The following is an 18105-nucleotide window of genomic DNA, read 5'->3' on the forward strand; positions in this document are numbered from 1 at the left end:
ATGACGACCGCAGACGACGGCGACCTCGTTCTCGGCGCGCTCGGCTCACTGGGCGCCCGGATCGACTGCACCGGCTTCAACCGCCTGGACCTCGAAGGGCCGCAGGTGCTGTGGCTGGTGGTGTCCGGTGCCCTGGACCTGTTCGCCGTGGACGCCGAACAGCAGGGGCACTGGCACCATCTGGGCCGGCTGGAGGCAGGTGCTCTCCTGCTGGGCCCGGTCGCCGGACCCCAGCACACCCTGGTGGCACGCCCGTTGCGGGACTGCGTGGTCCACCGCATCGGCCTGCGCGAGCTGTACCAGCCCGCCAGCACCCAGACCTGGTCCTACGACGAGTACGGCAACCCCCAGTATGTGCCGCCGACCACGAGTCCCCTGGAGTACGCGCTCGCACTCGGCGTCGGCCGTGGCCTGTCGATCCTCTTCCAGGCCCCGATGGCCGCCAGCGAGCGGGCCGCGGCCCTCACCGACGACGACGTCTTCTGGATGCAGGTGCCGCCGGGCAGTGTGCAGTACGGCTCGCTGTACGGCGCGGAGGCGGCCGCCGATCTGCTGATGGACCCCGCCCTGTGGCAGAGCATGGTCGACCAGCAGTACCGGCTGCTCACCACGCTGGACCGGTGGATCGAGCAGCTGGAACGCACCCACGAGACGCGCACGGCGGCCGGGATCAAGGCCGGTGAGGCGGTCCGCGCCCAGGCCGACCGTACGCTGCTCGCCTCCATCGGCAAGGCGGCCAAGCGCACCACGGCCGCCGACGCCGACGCCTCCTACGCGGCCTGCAAGCTGGTCGCGCAGGCGGCCGGCATCACTCTCGCCGAGCCCGCGCAGAGCGGCACCGAGAGCGACCGCATCGACCCGATCGAACGGGTGGCCCTCGCGTCCCGGGTGCGTATTCGGGCGGTGCGCCTGGACGGCCGCTGGTGGCGGGACAACGTAGGCCCGCTGGTCGGGCACCGTGCCTTGTCCGGCGCTCCGGTCGCACTGCTGTGGCGGCGCGGCGGCTATGTCGCCGTCCATCCGGCGACCGGCCGGGAGACGCCGATCGAGAAGGCGAACGCGGCGGAGTTCGAGCCGCGTGCGGTGATGTTCTACCGCCCGCTGCCCGACAAGGCGCTCACCCCGTTCGGCCTGCTCCGGTTCAGTCTGCGCGGCACCCGCGGCGACCTCGGCAGTCTGCTCCTCGCCGGTCTGGTGACCGTGGCGATCGGCTCACTGGTGCCGATCGCGACCGGCAAGGTGCTGGGCGAGTACGTACCGAAGGCCCAGACGGACCTGATCGTGCAGGTCTGTCTGGCGGTGATGATCAGCGCGGTGGTGGCGGCCGCGTTCACGCTCCTGGAGAACCTCACCATCCTCCGGCTGGAGGGCCGGATCGAGGCGACCCTCCAGCCGGCCGTCTGGGATCGGCTGCTGCGCCTTCCGACGAAGTTCTTCACCCAGCGTTCGACCGGTGAGCTGGCCAGCGCGGCCATGGGCATCAGCGCGATCCGCCGGCTGCTGGCCGGCGTCGGCCCGGTGGTCGCCCAGTCGGTGACCGTCGGGGCGATGAACCTGGGCCTGCTGTTCTGGTACAGCGTCCCGATGGCGCTGGCGGCGCTTGCCATGCTCGTCGTCATCGGCGCCCTCTTCCTGGGGCTCGGGCTGTGGCAGGTGCGCTGGCAGCGCAGGCTGGTGGTGCTCGGCAACAAGCTGAACAACCAGGCCTTCCAGACCCTGCGGGGCCTGCCGAAGCTGCGGGTCGCGGCGGCCGAGAACTACGCGTACGCGGCCTGGGCGGGCGAGTTCGCGCGCAGCCGTGAACTCCAGCAGAAGGTGGGCCGGATCAAGAACCTCACCACCGTGCTGGGTTCGGTGTATCTCCCGGTCTGCACCCTGCTGATGTTCATGCTGCTGGCGGGCCCGGCGAAGGGTGCCATGGACGCGGCGGCCTTCCTCACCTTCAACACGTCGGTGACGATGCTGCTCACCTCGGTCACCCAGCTGACCGGTTCCTTCGTGTCGGCGGTGGCCGCGCTGCCGCTGTTCGAGGAGATCAAGCCGGTCCTGGAGGCCGCCCCGGAGGTCCGGACCGCCAGCACCCGCCCCGGCCCGCTGTCCGGCGGCATCGAGGCCCGCCGTCTCTCGTTCCGGTACTCCGACGACGGTCCTCTCGTCCTCGACGACGTCTCCTTCGAGGTGCGGCCGGGCGAGTTCGTGGCGATCGTCGGCCCCAGCGGCTGCGGCAAGTCGACCCTGCTCAGGCTGCTGATCGGCTTCGACAAGCCGGTGTCGGGGAGCGTGCTGTACGACGGCCAGGACCTGGGCGCGCTCGACCAGTCCGCCGTGCGCCGGCAGTGCGGAGTGGTGCTCCAGCACGCGCAGCCGTTCACCGGCTCGATCCTGGACGTCATCTGCGGCACCGAGCCGTACACCCCGGAGGAGGCGATGGCGGCGGCCGAGATGGCGGGCCTGGCCGAGGACATCAAGCGGATGCCGATGGGGCTGCACACGATCGTCGCCGGCAGCGGCGCGATCTCGGGCGGCCAGCGGCAGCGGCTGATGATCGCCCAGGCGCTGATCCGGCGGCCCCGCATCCTCTTCTTCGACGAGGCGACCAGCGCCCTGGACAACGACACCCAGCGCACGGTCATCGAGAGCACCCGCAAACTGAACGCCACCCGGATCGTCATCGCCCACCGGCTGTCGACGGTCATGGACGCCGACCGGGTCGTCGTAATGGAGGACGGCAAGGTCGCCCAGCAGGGCCCGCCGGCCCAGCTGCTCGCCGACACCGGTGGGCGGCTGCACGAGCTGGTGCGGCGGCAGCTGGCGTGAGCGGTCAGGCGTCGAGGCTGGGGACGGGTGCGCCGGAGGGGATCCCGGCGCCCAGATAGGCGTCGTAGAACTCCCGCCAGTTGGCGGCGTCCTCGGAATGCGGACCCCCGTGGCCCTCGCCGCGGGCCAGGGCGTCCAGGGCGAGCAGGCACACCTCCCAGCCGGCGCCGTTGCGGGCGGCCGTGTTCTCCTCGGCCAGCACCTGGGTCAGGGTGAAGCGGGTGCGCTTCCCGTCCAGCGCCTCGAGGTCGAAGTGCAGTTCGTCACCACCCCAGGTGAAGGAGAGGTGCCGCGGCTCGTCGAATGCGAGCACCGTGCCCGTGGCGTTCGCCTGGCGGGGATCGCCGCTGAACCGCACGGTGCCGCCGTCGCGCAGCTCGATGTCGAGACGCGACGGGAACCAGTGCGCCGACTCGTCCGGGTCGGTCGCGAACTGCCAGACGCGCTCTACGGGGTGGTCGTAGGTACGGGTGAATCGGACGGCGGAGCGGCCGTCGTCGAGGGTGAGATAGGTGCCGGTGAGTTCGGCGGCCATGGGGACCAGTCCTTCGCGGAGGGTTCTTTCGGGTCGTCCGCCGTCTCGTCGAGACGGCGCCCCAGCGCGTCCAGGCTGCTGTTCCACAGTCGGCGGTAGGGGGCGAGCCAGGCGTCGAGCTCGGCGATGGGGGCCGGGTCGAGGGCGTAGACACGGCGCTGGGCGTCCTGCCGGACCCGGACCAGGCCTGCCTCGCGCAGCACCTTGAGGTGCTTGGAGGTGCTCGGCTGGCTCAGTCCGCACGCGTCCACGATCTCGCCGACGGGCCTGGGGCGCTCCAGGAGGAGGCCGACTATGGCCCGTCGGTGGGGGTCGGCGAGTGCGGTCCAGAGGGCGGAGTCGGACATGCCTTCAATATTCCTTGGTGGTTATATTCCTGTCAAGGAATGCACGACGCTCCAGAAGGCTTCCGGGGCACCCTCACACAGGGGTGCGACTCCGCCGTGCAGGCCATGCCTGATCTCCGCCTCCAGCGAAACGTTGCCGTTTCGCTGGGAGTGGTTTAAGGTCGATGTGTACGAAACCGTTTCGTTCGCGGTGCATCAGGCCGGCGTACCGAAGCGGCTCTTTGTGATAGCCAGAGCGACTTCCCTGGAGTGGTTCCCCGATGTCTGAGAAAACCCTGACCGACGACGTCCGCGTCGGTGCCGTGGAGGCACCGCCGGCCGCCTCCTCGAAGCGGTGGTGGATCCTCGCGGTCGTCGCCGTCGCCCAGCTGATGGTGGTGCTCGACGCCACGATCGTGAACATCGCCCTTCCGTCCGCTCAGGCCGACCTCGGGTTCTCCGACGGCAACCGGCAATGGATCGTCACCGCGTACGCCCTCGCCTTCGCGTCCCTGCTGCTGCTCGGCGGACGGATCGCCGACCTGTTCGGCCGTAAGACGGCCTTCCTCATAGGAGTCGTCGGCTTCGCCGCCGTCTCCGCACTCGGCGGTGCCGCCAACGGCTTCGGGATGCTGGTCACCGCACGTGCGCTCCAGGGTGCCTTCGGCGCACTGCTCGCGCCGGCCGCGCTCTCCCTTCTCAACACCACGTTCACCGACGCCCGTGAGCGCGCCAGGGCGTTCAGTGTCTACGGCGCCATCGCGGGTGCCGGCGGTGCGGTGGGTCTGCTGCTCGGCGGTGTCCTGACCGACGCCCTCGACTGGCGCTGGACGCTGTACGTGAACGTCGCGATCGCCGTCGTCGCCTTCGTGGGCGGCCTGATGCTGCTGACCAACCACCGTGACGCCGAGAACTCCAAGCTGGACGTGCCGGGCACGGTCCTGGTCGCCGCCGGTCTCTTCTCGCTGGTGTACGGCTTTTCCAACGCCGAGACCCACGACTGGGGCTCGCCGCTGACCTGGGGCTTCCTGATCGCCGGTGGAGTACTGCTGGCCGCCTTCGCCTGGTGGCAGACCAAGACCGCGCACCCGCTGCTGCCGCTGCGCATCCTGGTCGACCGCAACCGGGGCGCATCCTTCCTCTCCGTGCTGATCTCCGCCGGGGGCATGTTCGGCGTCTTCCTCTTCCTCACCTACTACCTCCAGCTGAACCTCGCCTTCAGCCCCACCAAGACCGGTGTGGCGTTCCTGCCGATGGTCGCGGCGCTGATGGTGGCGGCGCAGATCGGCACCACGGTCCTGGTCCCGCGCATCGGGCCGAAGGCGGTCGTCCCGCTGGGCTTCGCGATCGCCGCGGTCGGCATGGCCTGGCTGACCGGGATCGGCATCGGGTCGAGCTACGTGAGCGCGGTGCTGCCACAGCTGATCATCACCGGCTTCGGCCTCGGCCTGGTCATGCCGGCGGCCATGCAGATGGCCACCGGCGGGGTGTCGGCGGAGGATGCGGGCGTCGCCTCCGCGAGCGTCAACGCCATGCAGCAGGTGGGCGGCTCGGTCGGAACGGCGTTGCTCAACACGCTGGCCGCGAGCGCCGCGACCGACTATCTGTCCGGACGGGACGCGACCAACAAGCTGGTGCAGGCCCAGGCGACGATCGAGAGCTACACGACCGCGTTCTGGTGGTCGGCCGGTCTGTTCGCGGCGGGTGCGGTGATCGCCCTCCTGCTGTTCCGCAAGGGGGTGCCGCAGCAGGACGCCGATGCGGCGCCGGTCGTTCACATGTGAGGTGAACTTCGGAGAGCCGCCGAAGACCGAGGGGTCGCCGTCAGCAGGGAGACGGTGGCCCCTCGCCCGTGTCACCTGCGAGCCGCAGTCAAGCCACTTGAGAGAAATTCACCGAGCCGAGTGAACTTGATCTTGCGCTACCCGCATCAGGGATGGCAGGGGCTCCCGGCGGGTACCAACCGGGCCCGTACGCGCCCTGCGCCAGCGGGAGCAGAAATGACGCCGGAAGCCGTCGAACCCGGGCCGGCCGCCGCCAACTCCTGTGCGCGGACCCGGCGGTGCGGGGCGTATCTCGTCGTCGAGGTCCTCGGTGAGGTGGACATCGCCACCGAGGGGCTGGTCGCCGAGCATCTGCTCGCGGCGACCGCCGGGGCCGAGCCGGATGTGCTCGTCGATCTGCGGCGGCTGGACTTTCTCGACCGCTCGGGGCTGCGGGTGCTGTGCCGGGCCGAGTCGCGGGCCAGGGAACGGGGCGGGCGACTGCGGCTGGTGTGCGAGGGGCCCCGCATTCCGTGGCTGCTCAGGGCCTCGGGTCTGCTGGGGCGGTTTCCGCCGCTCCCCGGGTTTCCCCGGGACGGGAGAGCCAGGGAGCGGCGGTGATGCCGGGAGTCGGACGGGCAGCCCCACACCACCCGTCCGACTCCCGGTGCGAGATCGCAGGTTCCCCGCTCCAGGGGCCGCACTCCCCAGTTGCGGACCTGTTCCGGCAGTCACGAGGACCGTGCGATCCCGGGCTCAGAAGGCGAAGATGCCGACTCCGTAGGAGTCCCTCATGCACTGGTTGCCGAAGGTGCGCTCATAGGAGACGCGCTTGCCCTGCCAGACGCCCTCGACCGTGACCACGACGGGGTTGTAGAGCTTGGTGCACCACACGTCGGTACTGGGCGCCAGGGCGTCGAAGTCGCCGCCGGCGCCGCCCAGTTCGGCGCAGGCCTGGGCGGCCGCCGGATGGGTGCCGGACGGGGCCGGGGCGCAGTTGAGGGTGACGGCGCGCTCGGGCGTGGCGGTGGCCGCGTCAGTGCCGTGGCCGGTGGTGAGGACCAGGGCCGATGGCGCGTAGAGCGTGCTCGGGGCGGCGACGGCGGCCCCGGTCAGGGGCCCGCAGACGGCGGCGGCCGTGAGGCCGAGGGTCGCTGCCCAGCGCGCGGGGGTTCGCATTGTGTGCATCCTTCCGCTTGATTTCGACGGGTGCCGCCCACGGCCCGGTGGGTGCCGGGGCGGCGGGCGCCACTCTGCCGAGTCCGGCGTCGAAACACACATCGCACCCGCAGGTTTCAGTAACCTTGCGTATTGAATCAGTGGCGCGAAGTCACGGAAATCGAACGCATCGACCGCGCAACTGAGCGGTTCTTGATCGCTCGAAACGGCCCGATGGCCGGATCCCATCACCTCGTTAATCGTCCTGAAACATTCCGCTTCCGCTGTCGGCGGACTTCTCCGCAAGCCCTTGCCTTTGCGCTGCAACGGAGTAATCGTCATTACATGATTACTCAAGAGCAACGAGACAAGCTGCGCGGCTGGTTCGCCGGCCGGCTGCCCGACGACCTGTTCGAGGAACTGGTCGAGGTGACGGTGGACCGCGAGGAGATCACCGTCGTCGGGCGCATCCCCGGACCCAAACTGGCGGAGGGCGTCTCGGACGCCGAGCGGGAGGCCGCCGTAGAGGGCCGGATCCAGGAGTTCCGGGAGCGGACCCGGGAGGCCCGCATCGGTGTCGCGCGCGAGGCTGAGCACCAGTTCCGGCGCAAGGTGGCCTGGGGTGTGGAGTGCGCCGGGCAGCGGGCGCTGTTCACGCATGTGGCCGTGCCGGTGATGACCCGGCTGCGCCAGCCCGAGCGCCAGGTACTGGACACACTGATCGCCGGGGGTGTCGCGCGCAGCCGCAGTGAGGCGCTGGCGTGGTGTGTGCGGCTGGTCCAGAAGCACACCGACGACTGGCTGACCGAACTGCGCGACTCGCTGGAGCATGTCGAACGGGTCCGGGCCCAGGGACCGGACGCCGATCAGGACTGAGACCGATCGGGGCTGCCGACCGTCCGGTTATGGCCGAATCATCCACTGTGACTGCGAAAGTTGGATGAATGGTCCACTGGTCGCCGGCTTGACCCGGGCTCTAGCGTCGGCAGAACCCCTCGGGGACGGCCTCCGGTCCGTCGCACACCCCGCGACACCGACGGCCGTCCGCCCGCCGCCGCGCCACCCCGCGCTCCACCGCCGTCCCCCGCTGGAGCCCCCTTGTCCTCGCAGCACTCGCAGCACTCGCAGCACTCGCAGCCTGCCCCCTCCCCCGCGCCGTCCCTCACCGAGGTCGAGGCCCACGGTGTGGAGCGGATCCCCGACGCGGACCGCACGGCGAGCCCGCTCGACCTGTTCCGGCTCGCCTTCGGCGGTGCCAACACCTTCTCGACCTGTGTCCTCGGCGCGTTCCCGATCCTGTTCGGCCTGTCCTTCTGGCAGGGCCTCGCCGCCACACTGCTCGGGGTGGTCGCGGGCGCGCTGATCCTCTGCCCGATGGCGGTGTTCGGCCCGGTCAACGGCACCAACAACGCCGTCGCGTCCTCCGCGCACCTCGGCGTGCACGGCCGTGTGGTCGGCTCGTTCCTGTCCCTCCTCACGGCGATCGCGTTCTTCTCCATCTCGGTGTGGAGTTCCGGCGACGCCCTGGTCGGCGGTGCGCACCGGCTGTTCGGCCTGGAGCGCTCCACCCTGTCGTACGTCGTCGCGTACGCGCTGTTCGCGGTGCTGGTCCTCGCGGTGTGCGTGTACGGCTTCCGGTTCATGCTGTTCGTGAACAAGGTCGCGGTGGCCTCGGCGAGCGTGCTGTTCGTGCTCGGCGCGATCGCGTTCGCCGGGGACTTCGATCCGTCGTACGCCGGGGTGTTCACGGCCTCGGCGGACGCGGCGACGAAGTCGATGTTCTGGCCGTCGTTCATCGGCGCGGCGCTGATCGTGCTGTCCAACCCGGTTTCGTTCGGGGCATTTCTCGGCGACTGGTCCCGCTACATCCCGGCCGACGCCCCGCGCCGCCGGGTGGTCGGGGCCGCGTTCCTGTCGCAGATCGCCACGCTGCTGCCGTTCGTCTTCGGACTGGCCACCGCGAGCATCATCGCCGCGAAGGCACCGAAGTACGTCGACCCGGCGGCCCCGGACTTCGTCGGTGGTCTGCTGGCCATCTCCCCCGGCTGGTTCTTCCTGCCGGTCTGTCTGCTCGCCCTGATCGGCGGCATGTCGACCGGCACGACCTCGCTGTACGGCACCGGCCTGGACTTCTCGTCGGTGTTCCCGAGGCTGTCGCGTGTCCAGGCGACCGTGCTCGTCGGCGTGTTGTCCATCGCGTTCATCTTCATCGGCCGCTTCGGCCTGGACCTGGTGCAGTCGATCTCGACCTTCGCCACGATGATCATCACCTGCACCACGCCATGGATGGTCGTGATGATGCTGGGCTTCTGGACCCGGCGCGGGTGGTACGACCCGGACGCCCTTCAGGTCTTCAACCGCCGCCAGCGCGGCGGCCGTTACTGGTTCTCGCACGGCTGGAACTGGCGCGGGATGACGGCCTGGTGGGTCTCGGCGGTGATCGGCGTGCTGTTCACCAACATCCCGGGCCAGTTCGTCGGTCCGCTGGGCGACCTCGCCAACGGGGTCGACATCAGCCTGCCGCTGTCCCTCGCGGTGGCCGCCGCACTGTTCCTGACGCTGCTGCGGCTGTTCCCGGAGCCGCGCGCGGCCTACGGTCCCGACGGACCTCGACTGGCCCGGACCGTCGACGTCCCGGTGCCACCGATCACCGGCCCCGGTACCGAACCGGACACCGCCCGGCCTGCGGCGACGGCCGCGAGCTGACGCGGGCGCCTCGACCGCGCCCCACAGGGCGCGGTGCGGCACCGACGTGCGGCCCTGCCACGTGGGCCCAACCAGCCATCGCGGGCGCCCCGGCGGCCGGGGTGCGGCGCCGCGCGCCATTGCCGCGCGTGCTCGCGACGCTCCGCGGCGACGGGATACGGCCGGGAGGTCCGGTCCACGAGGGCCGCGACGGGCCGGGTCGGCGGCACGGCCGCCCGGAGCAACCACCGGCCGGGCACGGCGCCTTGAGCGACGCGCCCAGGGCCTGTCAGGCGGATCACGCCGCGGAGGCGGGGGTGGCCCGCACTGCCCCAGAGGGGGGACCCCCAGCGGATTGTCGTCACTCGCGGGCGTCCCCCAGCCTTCGGTCGCGGGTGCCGCCGCGCGAACTGGCCCGGCCTGGGGCCTGTCTGACAATTCCCGTCTGCCTCGCGACGCCATGCACGCACTCTCGCCGCACCGGGCGCAGACCCGAGTACGTCCAAAACGAGGGCCTCCGCCCGACACTCCCCCAGCCTCCGGCCGGGGGGACCCCAGAGCACGCACCTGACGCCGCGAGGCCGCCCTCCGGGCGACCACGGGAATTGCCAGACAGGCCCTATTTGCCGGCCAGTTCCGCCGGCTGGGCCGAAGGTCCTCCGGTTCCGGCGATGGAGAGTGAGCCGGGGCTCTGGGACGGGGCCGACGGCGGGTCGGTCAGCCAGTGCTGGCCGGTGGAGCGGTCGCGGACCTTCACGACGACGTCGGCACCCGCGTCCTCGCCGGCCGTGGCGAGGGCGAGGGTCTCGTCCCAGCGGGGCAGCAACTCGCCCTGGACGGTGAGGTCGTAGCGCACGTCCTCACCGCGCTCGGCGTCGGCGTCCGCGCAGGTGCCGAGGATGACCACCCCGCCGTCCGCGTGCGAGTCCAGGCACAGCCCCTGGTCGGCCACGCTGCGCAGTTCGCCGTCGCTCCCGTAGGTCCACTCCTGGGTGGAGGACGAGGAGCACACCGCCAGGACGACGCTCGCCCCGGCCTTCGGCGCGCCGTTGACGTCCAGGCACAGCTGGGCGGCGGCGTTGCGCAGCCGGGTCTCCTGGTCGGCGGCGGGCAGTCCGGCCTTGCCGGAGGTCCCGGCCGTGCCGGAGGTCCCGGCCGTGCCGGAGGTGGGCGTCGCCTCGGGGTCGGAGTCGCCGGGCACCAGGCCGGCGGAGGCCACGGGGTCCTTGCCGTCGCCGCCACCCGACAGCGTACTGACGGCGAGGACGGAGGCCAGCAGGCCCGCGCCGGCGACGCCGACGCCGGTCAGCAGCGTCTTCGACGACCAGGACCCCGGGGGACGGCGCACCGGCACGGGGATGCGGGCCAGGATCCGGGTCCGGGCCGCCGCGCGGCGGCGCCCGCCTCCGGAGCGCCGGGAGGCGGAACGGGTACGCGGCTCCACCTCGCCGCCCTTGCGTCCCGGGCGCGAGTCGAGGTAGCGGCGGGCTCCCCAGCCGAGCACCGCTTCGACGAGCAGCACCCCCAGACCGCCCTCGACATGGCCGAGTTGTTCGGCGGCCGCCCGGCAGTACGGGCACACCGCGAGATGCTCCTGGACATCCGGCAGCAGAGCGCCGCCGCGGCGGAGCGGAACGTCCAGCAGCCGGTTGTAGTAGCGGCACTCCTGGGACGGCGCGAGTTCCCGGTGGGCGCGGACACAGCCCTCCCGGAATTTCTCCCGGGCGTCTTCGAGAGCGGCCACTGCGGTTGTCGTGTCCATGCCCAACAGACCGGCCGGTACGGTTATCGGTTCCGCCTCGACCTCGATGTGCCAGAGCAGACTCTGGGCGAGCGCCGGAAGACCCAGGAATGAACGCTCCGAGAGGGTGCGGTTTTCCGGTGTCATGGACTTCGTGGCACGCATACCGCGACCGCCGGCCGGCTTCCCGAGGTCGGGGAGAACCTCCGATATTCGGTCCTCGGCGGACCAGTTGGCGACCGTGTCACGGACGGAGACGAGCAGCCGGGGCCGGAGCGCGTCGGCGGTCTCCCCCAGGGCCACCCGGTCGAGGACCTGATGGAAGGCGGCGGCCGCGACCATGTGGGCGACGGGCCCGGAGGCGGCCAGGCAGATGACCGCGTATTCCTGAACCGGACGCCAGTGCCGGGCCATGAGCAGCGCGGCGGACCGGGAGGCCTCGACGTCGGAGCCGGCGCGCAGCGGGGCGGCGAGGGACTCGTCGGACTCCCCCGCACCACCGCCCGGCGGCGGATAGGGGGGGCGAGGCGGGTGGGGGGTGGGCACGGAGCGGATTCCTTTGGTGCGGTGGTGCGTACCTCTTCGGTGCGCTTGCGGGGAGCGGGAATTGACCGACATGGCGTCGGTCGCGTTCCCCAACTGCGGAATAGTTCCTGGCCCTTACTCCCCGCGGGGATGATTCACCCTCGCACAAGTCTCACACAAGCAACAAGGCACCTGTACAACATCGACAGCATTGACAGAAAGTCAGAAAGGCGGCCGCGGCCATTGTCCGGTCACGGCCGTATTCACCTTTCCGCACACCCCGTGTGAACGGTGCGCCCACTCCGGTCCCGCGCGCACGCTCCCGGCCCACCCGTACGGGTAGTCCACTGGGGACCGGCCCTCCTCGCACGGCCCCGCGCAGAACGGCGGCTCTTCTGCGCGAAACAGGCCGCCGGCCCCGTTCCTCCCGCCCGTGGCCGGCGGCCCCCGAGGCGCCGGAGGCAGCCTCCCCCGCGGGTCCGGGCGGGTCAGAGCTGCCAGGAACGGAGCCGGTCCGCCGCGGCGTAGACGTCGGCCTTGCCGTCGATCAGGTCGCGGGCGAGGTCGACGAGGGCACCGTAGGGCGGGTCGATGCCCACCCCGCTGACGAACATGTAGGCCACGGCGGTCGCGCAGGCGAACCGTGCGTTGGCCGAGGGCAACGGCTTGAGCAGGGCCAGGGTGTGCAGCAGGGCGGCGGCCCGCCAGGCCGGGTCGGAGTCCACACCGAGCCGGGGCGGATCGACGCGGTGCCGGGCGACGGCGGCGACCAGCGCGGAGAAGTCGTCGACGGTGGGCTGGTCCGGCAGCACTTCCTCGTGGCGCTGCAGGAGCCAGGGCACGTCGATGTGGATGACCGACGGCATGGCTCAGGCGGCCTCGCCCTTCGCGCGTGGCTCGTCGTCGGGGAACGCGGCCGCGAACTCGGCGGCGTGCGCGGCGAAGAACCGGCGGAATTCCTCCGCCCCCTCCTGCAACGCCCGGTGCCGGGCGATGTCGGCGGCGGCCGCCTCGCGGACGAGGGCCTTCATGGACGTACCGCGCTCCTTGGCGATCTGCCGCAGGTCCTCTAGCTCGCGGTCGCTGAACTCCACGTTGAGAGCTGGCATGCCTTTCACCGTACCGCGAGGGTACTCACCCGTAAATACCCGCAGGTCAGGACAGACTGTTTGCGGTACCCCCGGGCCCGCAGCGCCATGTCCGTTTTCCGCCGGTCATCCCCGCCGGTCCGGGGCCACACTCGATCTCACGACGCTCACGACGTCACAGGAGAGCGAGGAAGAGCAATGGACGTGTACACCGTGTACGACAGCCCGCTGGGCGAGCTACGCCTGGCCGGCGAGGAATCGCCCGGCGGATTCGTCCTCACCGGGCTGTCCCTGCCGGGGCAGCCGAGCAGGCCCGCCGCCCGCCGCGACGGGCCCTTCACCGAGGCGGTCGGCCAGTTGGACGCCTACTTCGCCGGCCGGCTCACCCGTTTCGACCTGCCGTGCGCCGCCCACGGCACGGAGTTCCAGCAGCAGGTGTGGCGGGCGCTGGACGACATCCCGTACGGCACCACCACGACGTACGGCGAACTGTCCCGCCGACTGGATGTACCCCGCGCCGAGATCCGGGCCGTGGGCGCGGCGGTCGGCGCCAACCCCCTGCTCCTGATCCACCCCTGCCATCGCGTGATCGGCGCGGACGGATCGATGCGCGGGTACGCGGGCGGGGTCGAGAACAAGGTACGGCTGCTCACCCACGAGGGTGCGCTGCAGCCGATGCTCGGCTGAGGAAGGGAGCCGCCATGACCTACACGCTCACCGAGGCCCGCCGACGCGTGGCCGGCACCGACTGGGACGCGCTCACGGCCGAGCTGGACGAACTGGGCAGCGCCCCGACCGCTCCCCTGCTCACCCCGGAGGAGTGCCGGGAACTGGCCTCCCTGTACGAGAAGCCGGAGCTGTTCCGGACCACGGTGGACCTCTCCCGGCACCGGTTCGGCTCCGGCGAGTACCGCTACTTCACCCATGAGCTGCCCGTCCCGGTGGCCGCGCTGCGTGCCGCCCTCTATCCACGGCTGCTGCCGATCGCCCGGGACTGGGCGGTCCGCCTGGGCCGCCCGGCCCCCTGGCCCGACGCACTGGACGATTGGCTGGAGCGCTGCCATGCCGCCGGGCAGGACCGCTCCGCCCAGATCCTGCTCAGCTACGGCCCCGGCGACTGGAACGCCCTGCACCGGGACGTCTTCGGCGATCTGGTCTTCCCGCTGCAGGTGGCCGTCGCCCTGGACGTGTACGGCGAGGACTACACGGGCGGCGAGTTCCTGATGGTCGAACAGCGTCCGCGCGCCCAGTCCCGGGGCACGGCGACACCCCTCCGGCAGGGCCACGGCCTGGTGTTCACGACCCGCGACCACCCGGTGCGCACCAGGCGCGGCTGGTCGGCCGGGGCGATGCGGCACGGCGTGAGCACCGTACGCTCCGGCCGCCGCCGCACCCTGGGCCTGGTCTTCCACGACGCCGCCTAGCTAGTAGTGACTCGCAGAAACTGGCCGGGAGGTGAAGCGCTCGTTCCGCGGTGCGCGCGCGAGGACCGCTGCCGCGTGCCAGGCTGGTCGAAGGGCCGCATGTCCGGATGAATGCCAGCAAAGGGGTAGACGGCATGGAAGAGAAGGAGTTCATCCAGGCGGTGTCCGAGCGCACGGGCCTGACACGGCAGGAGGCCGCGGACATCACCCGGGCCACGCTCGAGACGCTCGCCCATCGGCTGAGCCCGGGCGAGGCCAGGGACCTGATCGTGGAACTCCCTGAGGGCCTGGCGGAGTACGTGCGCCGGGGAGCCGCGGAGCGGATCGAGCGCTTCGGCTATCGCGACACCGTACGGCAGGTCGCCGAGCGCAACATGCTCAAGGAAGAGGAGGCCGACCGGGGTGTCCGCACGGTCCTGGCCGAACTCCGCGAGGCGGTCGACGACAAGGAGTTCAGCGACCTCATGTCGCAGCTCGGGGCCGAGTTCCGCCAGGCGGTGGCGTCGGCCGAGTGATCGGCCACGGCGCGGCACCGCCGCAAGGGCAGGTGGAGCCGGCCGCCATCACCCCGTCCCACGCCGCCGCCGACGGTCCGTTCGACGACCTGCCCGTCGCGGACGCCCTGGAGCACGTCGGACACCCCGTAACCGTGGGGCTGCCCACACCCGCCGACGGCGCGGCCGCCGGCGGGTGTGCGCTCAGCTCGCGGGCACCTCCAGCCTGCTGATGCGCACCGCACCCCGCGCCTCGCCCGGGTAGCGGCTGGTGAGAGTGAACCGGATCCGGGAGCCGCGCACCGCGTCGAAGGTGATCACCGTCGGGGTGTCCGAGGCGGTCGCCCACTCCACCGCCAAGCCTTCCGCCGGCACATAGGACCGCCCGTCCCACACCGCCACGTCGACCGACGCCGGCAGCGCGTGCGTCGCGTCGGCCGTGAAGGAGACCTCCGCCCGGTCGAAGGCGCGACTCCGTCCGTAGTCGACGGACACCCAGTCCTTGGGGCGGGCCCCGTTGAAGGCGGGCAGCAGGGCCGTGGCCGACTTGGCGAAGGCGTTGGACCAGCCGGTGGCCGGGTCGCCGTCGAGCATCGCGGCCGGGAGGGTGTCGGGGCGACCGGAGTAACCGGCGTCGGCGTGGGGGTAGTCCACGGGTGCCGGGTGGCCGGGCCCGAAGTCGGGGGCGGCCGTGCGGGTGACCGAGCGGGCGGCCGTCGCGCGCACGCTCACTGTTCCCTTGCGCAGGCCGTCCACCCGTGCCGTCACCTTCAGGGCGCCCGGCTCGGTGCCGGACCGGACGATCGCCAGGGCCTTGCCGTGGAAGGTGGTTCGGGTGCTGGCCTGATAGCGCTCGGCGCTCTCCTCTCGGCCGTTGTCGAGCCCGGCGAGCGAGCCGCCGGCCACGGCGAAGGAGACGAGGTGTTCGGCGTCGGGCACCACCACGCCATGCGCGTCGACGACCTCGGCGGTCACGAAGACCAGTGAACGCCCGTCGGCCGCCCGGGACTTGCGGTCGGCGGTGAGGCGCACTGCGTGCGGGGCGCCGGCGGTGCGCAGGACGTCGGTCGCGACCACCTTGCCGTCGCGCCGGGCCACCGCCTTCAACTCACCCGGCCGGTAGGGCACTTTCCAGATCAGGTGCAGCTTTCCGGCGCTGCCGTTCGGACTGGTGTAACTGCCGGGATAGGGGCCGGTGGTGAAGGTCTTGTCGTCGCCAGTGGCCTCGGTGGTCTCCAGGTAGGTACGGCCGTCGACGGTCTTCTTGACGTCGAACTCCCTTACGCCCAGGGACTTTCCGTTCAGGAACAGCTCGACGGAGGGCACATTGGCGTACGCCCATACCTCGACCGTGTCCCCCGCCTCGTGGTTCCAGCTCATCGGCAGCAGATGCACCATGGGCTCGCTCACCCACTGGCTGCGGAAGAGGTGGTACATGTCCTTCGGGAAGCCGGCCGTGTCGACCGCGCCGAAGAAGGACGCCTTGACCGGGAACACGTCGTACGGCGTCGGCTCGCCGATGTAGTCGATGCCCGACCACAGGAACTGACCCGCGAACCACTTCCGGTCCCGGTCCTTCTTGTGGCCGTACTCGCCGCTCATCGTCCAGGAGGCCAGGTTGTTGTCGTACGACGAGGTCGCGCGGCGGCCGGGCGTGTGGTTCTCCCCCGTGTTGAGGTGTTCCGGCTCCTGGTAGGCGCCGCGGGTCGAGGTCTCCGAGGAGGACTCGGACTCGAAGAGGAAGAGGTGCGGGTAGGCCGCGTGCAGCGCGTCCACGGACTTGGCGGTGTTGTAGTTGAGGCCGAGTCCGTCGAGCTTGGCGAGCATCAGGTCGGCGGCGGAGCCCTGCTTCGGTACGCCGCGGTACTTGTCGGAGCCGATGACGAGGGGGCGGGTGTCGTCGGCGGCCTTGACGGCGGCGATGATCCGGTCGGCCATGGCGAGGCCGGCGCTGGAGGTGGAGTCGGGGATCTCGTTGCCGATCGACCACAGGACGACGGCGGGCGAGTTGCGGGCCGCGAGGACCATCTCGGTGGCGTCGCTCTCGCACCACTCGTCGAAGAACCGGCCGTAGTCGTACCTGGTCTTGCCGGTCCGCCAGCAGTCGAAGGCCTCCACCATCATCACGATCCCCAGCTCCTCGCAAACCTCGATCATCTGCGGCGAGGGCGGGTTGTGCGAGGTGCGGAAGGCGTTGACACCCATCGACTTCATGATGGTCATCTGTCTGCGTACCGCGTCGGCGCTGATCGCCGCGCCCAGGGCGCCCTGGTCGTGGTGGAGGTCGACGCCCTTGATCTTGGTGTGCACGCCGTTGAGGGAGAAGCCCTCGTCGGGGTCGAAGCGGTAGCCGCGGATGCCGAAGACCGTGCGGTAGGTGTCGGTGGTGGTGCCGCCGACGCGGAGTTCGGTGTGCAGGGCGTAGCGGTGTGGGGCCTCGATGTCCCACAACTTGGGTCTGTCGACGGTCAGTTCATGGGTCTCGGTGGTCCCGCCCGTGCCGCTGACGGTGACCGTGGAGGAGGTACGGGCGACCGTACGGCCGTCGGGGTCGACGATCCGGGAGACGACCGTGACGTCCGCGCCTTCCCCGGACTCGTCGACGACGGCCGTCCGCACCCGCACCACGGCCCGCTCGGCGCTGATGTCCGGTGTGGTGACGTACGTCCCCCAGCGCGCCACGTGCACGGGGTCGGTCACCACCAGGCGGGCTTCGCGGTAGATGCCGCTGCCCGAGTACCAGCGGCTGCTGGGCAGCTGGTTCTGCACCTTGACCGCGAGGACGTTCTCGGTGCTGCCGTCGGTGTGCAGCAGCCCGGTGAGGTCGAAGGCGAAGCCGGTGTAGCCGTACGGGTGGCGGCCGACCTCGGTGCCGTTGCAGTAGATATACGAGTCCATGTAGACGCCGTCGAACTCCACCGAGATCCGCTTGCCGGCGTAGCCGGGCGGCAGGGTGAAGGTGAGCCGGTACCAGCCGAGGCCGCCCGGGAAGAAGCCGGTGCCGCTGGTGGTGCCGTGGTCGGTGGTGGGGGTCTGCTCGATGCTCCAGTCGTGCGGTACGGCGACCTGCCGCCAGGCCGAGTCGTCGTACCCGGGGTCGGCGGCAGTCGCGTAGGCGCCGGTCGGGTCGGTGATCCCGCCCGGGTTGACCAGCGCGAACCGCCAGCCGTCACGCAGGGCGACCGTGCGGCGGCCGGTGACCTGCGTTGGCGTATCCGCCGCTGGGGCCGCCCAGGCGCCCGGAGCGCCCAGCAGGGCGCCGGCCGTCGGGGCTGCCGTGGCGGCTGCCAGTACCGATCTGCGAGTGACCGTCATGGTGCGGCTCTCCCTCATCAGGACCCAGAACTACTCACAACTGATCGTGAACAAACAGATTCTGACGGGGTGCCACTTGCGGCCGTCAAGGGTCCGGAAGCGGTCGGCCATCACTTGCGTCCCGGCGGCCGGTCCTCGTTCGGCTCCCCGGACAGGGGCCGGTCCTTGCCGACCGGCCACCGGTGCCTGCCGGTCACGGGAGGGCCCGACGCACTAGGCTGAACACGGGTGGTG

15 protein-coding genes and 1 pseudogene are annotated in these 18105 nt (G+C 71.1%); 9 read left to right on the plus strand and 7 right to left on the minus strand.

The genetic code is table 11. The features are described 5' to 3' along the window. Positions 1–2817, plus strand: a complete 2817-nt coding sequence (locus ABTY98_RS03250; RefSeq protein ID WP_352219133.1) for an NHLP bacteriocin export ABC transporter permease/ATPase subunit — start codon at positions 1–3, stop codon at positions 2815–2817. A gap of 4 nt (positions 2818–2821) precedes the next feature. Here ABTY98_RS03250 and ABTY98_RS03255 read toward each other — a convergent pair whose 3' ends face one another. Next, complete coding sequence (locus tag ABTY98_RS03255; protein ID WP_352219134.1) at positions 2822–3352, minus strand: SRPBCC family protein; 531 nt, start codon at positions 3350–3352, stop codon at positions 2822–2824. Between the two features lie 11 nt (positions 3353–3363). Further along, positions 3364–3699, minus strand: a pseudogene (locus ABTY98_RS03260) (ArsR/SmtB family transcription factor); the annotation flags it as partial. Between the two features lie 260 nt (positions 3700–3959). Between ABTY98_RS03260 and ABTY98_RS03265 the strand changes: the two are divergent. Together ABTY98_RS03265 and ABTY98_RS03270 are read left to right on the plus strand one after the other, a co-directional pair. Further along, positions 3960–5462 (plus strand): MFS transporter, encoded by a 1503-nt coding sequence (locus ABTY98_RS03265; protein ID WP_352219136.1) that lies wholly within the window; start codon positions 3960–3962, stop codon positions 5460–5462. A 216-nt stretch (positions 5463–5678) separates the two neighbouring features. Further along, positions 5679–6062 carry an STAS domain-containing protein gene (locus tag ABTY98_RS03270; RefSeq protein WP_352219137.1) on the plus strand — a complete coding sequence of 128 codons (384 nt, stop codon included), beginning with the start codon at positions 5679–5681 and terminating at the stop codon, positions 6060–6062. A gap of 135 nt (positions 6063–6197) precedes the next feature. Here ABTY98_RS03270 and ABTY98_RS03275 read toward each other — a convergent pair whose 3' ends face one another. Then, a complete protein-coding gene (locus ABTY98_RS03275; protein WP_352219138.1) occupies positions 6198–6620 on the minus strand; it encodes a subtilase-type protease inhibitor in 423 nt (140 codons plus the stop codon). Positions 6621–6944: 324 nt separating this feature from the next. On the opposite strand from ABTY98_RS03275, the gene abmR reads away from it, so the two are divergent. Together abmR and ABTY98_RS03285 are read left to right on the plus strand one after the other, a co-directional pair. Beyond that, positions 6945–7475, plus strand: a complete 531-nt coding sequence (gene abmR / locus ABTY98_RS03280) for an ATP-binding transcription factor AbmR (protein WP_352219139.1) — start codon at positions 6945–6947, stop codon at positions 7473–7475. A gap of 222 nt (positions 7476–7697) precedes the next feature. Then, the gene (locus ABTY98_RS03285; RefSeq protein WP_352219140.1) at positions 7698–9305 is read left to right on the plus strand and encodes a purine-cytosine permease family protein; all 1608 of its coding nucleotides are present in this window, start codon (positions 7698–7700) and stop codon (positions 9303–9305) included. Positions 9306–9903: 598 nt separating this feature from the next. On the opposite strand, the gene ABTY98_RS03290 is transcribed toward ABTY98_RS03285, so the two are convergent. The 3 genes from ABTY98_RS03290 to ABTY98_RS03300 all read right to left on the minus strand — a co-directional run bounded on the left by ABTY98_RS03290 (position 9904) and on the right by ABTY98_RS03300 (position 12659). Then, positions 9904–11571, minus strand: coding sequence for an RICIN domain-containing protein (locus ABTY98_RS03290; protein WP_352219141.1), 1668 nt, complete (start codon positions 11569–11571; stop codon positions 9904–9906). Positions 11572–12038: 467 nt separating this feature from the next. After that, entirely contained in the window at positions 12039–12416 is a 378-nt protein-coding gene (locus ABTY98_RS03295; RefSeq protein ID WP_352219142.1) for a toxin Doc, read from the minus strand. 3 nt (positions 12417–12419) lie between these two features. Next, positions 12420–12659, minus strand: a complete 240-nt coding sequence (locus ABTY98_RS03300; protein WP_352219143.1) for a hypothetical protein — start codon at positions 12657–12659, stop codon at positions 12420–12422. Positions 12660–12836: 177 nt separating this feature from the next. On the opposite strand from ABTY98_RS03300, the gene ABTY98_RS03305 reads away from it, so the two are divergent. The 4 genes from ABTY98_RS03305 (at position 12837) to ABTY98_RS03320 (ending at position 14789) form a co-directional block, all read left to right on the plus strand. Continuing rightward, on the plus strand, positions 12837–13325 hold the full coding sequence (locus ABTY98_RS03305; protein ID WP_352219144.1) for a methylated-DNA--[protein]-cysteine S-methyltransferase: 489 nt from the start codon (positions 12837–12839) through the stop codon (positions 13323–13325). A 14-nt stretch (positions 13326–13339) separates the two neighbouring features. After that, a complete protein-coding gene (locus tag ABTY98_RS03310) occupies positions 13340–14062 on the plus strand; it encodes a 2OG-Fe(II) oxygenase (RefSeq protein WP_352219145.1) in 723 nt (240 codons plus the stop codon). A gap of 134 nt (positions 14063–14196) precedes the next feature. After that, positions 14197–14577 carry a DUF2267 domain-containing protein gene (locus ABTY98_RS03315; protein WP_352219146.1) on the plus strand — a complete coding sequence of 127 codons (381 nt, stop codon included), beginning with the start codon at positions 14197–14199 and terminating at the stop codon, positions 14575–14577. Continuing rightward, positions 14574–14789 (plus strand): hypothetical protein, encoded by a 216-nt coding sequence (locus ABTY98_RS03320; RefSeq protein ID WP_352219147.1) that lies wholly within the window; start codon positions 14574–14576, stop codon positions 14787–14789. Before ABTY98_RS03315 ends, ABTY98_RS03320 begins: the two co-directional genes overlap by 4 nt. Here the strand turns inward: ABTY98_RS03320 and ABTY98_RS03325 are convergent. Next, positions 14761–17871 (minus strand): glycoside hydrolase family 2 TIM barrel-domain containing protein, encoded by a 3111-nt coding sequence (locus tag ABTY98_RS03325; RefSeq protein WP_352219148.1) that lies wholly within the window; start codon positions 17869–17871, stop codon positions 14761–14763. The two genes, ABTY98_RS03320 and ABTY98_RS03325, sit on opposite strands and share 29 nt — an antisense overlap. Between the last annotated feature and the right edge of the window lie 234 nt (positions 17872–18105).

This window comes from Streptomyces sp. NPDC096040, from assembly GCF_040303265.1.
Classification (GTDB): domain Bacteria; phylum Actinomycetota; class Actinomycetes; order Streptomycetales; family Streptomycetaceae; genus Streptomyces.

Bases quoted from the DNA above. Each gene is read 5' to 3' on its own strand.
- abmR (WP_352219139.1), top strand. From the start codon at position 6,945: ATGATTACTCAAGAGCAACGAGACAAGCTGCGCGGCTGGTTCGCCGGC.
- ABTY98_RS03315 (WP_352219146.1), top strand. From the start codon at position 14,197: ATGGAAGAGAAGGAGTTCATCCAGGCGGTGTCCGAGCGCACGGGCCTG.
- ABTY98_RS03305 (WP_352219144.1), top strand. From the start codon at position 12,837: ATGGACGTGTACACCGTGTACGACAGCCCGCTGGGCGAGCTACGCCTG.
- ABTY98_RS03325 (WP_352219148.1), bottom strand. From the start codon at position 17,871: ATGACGGTCACTCGCAGATCGGTACTGGCAGCCGCCACGGCAGCCCCG.
- ABTY98_RS03295 (WP_352219142.1), bottom strand. From the start codon at position 12,416: ATGCCGTCGGTCATCCACATCGACGTGCCCTGGCTCCTGCAGCGCCAC.
- ABTY98_RS03310 (WP_352219145.1), top strand. From the start codon at position 13,340: ATGACCTACACGCTCACCGAGGCCCGCCGACGCGTGGCCGGCACCGAC.
- ABTY98_RS03300 (WP_352219143.1), bottom strand. From the start codon at position 12,659: ATGCCAGCTCTCAACGTGGAGTTCAGCGACCGCGAGCTAGAGGACCTG.
- ABTY98_RS03255 (WP_352219134.1), bottom strand. From the start codon at position 3,352: ATGGCCGCCGAACTCACCGGCACCTATCTCACCCTCGACGACGGCCGC.
- ABTY98_RS03270 (WP_352219137.1), top strand. From the start codon at position 5,679: ATGACGCCGGAAGCCGTCGAACCCGGGCCGGCCGCCGCCAACTCCTGT.
- ABTY98_RS03250 (WP_352219133.1), top strand. From the start codon at position 1: ATGACGACCGCAGACGACGGCGACCTCGTTCTCGGCGCGCTCGGCTCA.
- ABTY98_RS03275 (WP_352219138.1), bottom strand. From the start codon at position 6,620: ATGCGAACCCCCGCGCGCTGGGCAGCGACCCTCGGCCTCACGGCCGCC.
- ABTY98_RS03265 (WP_352219136.1), top strand. From the start codon at position 3,960: ATGTCTGAGAAAACCCTGACCGACGACGTCCGCGTCGGTGCCGTGGAG.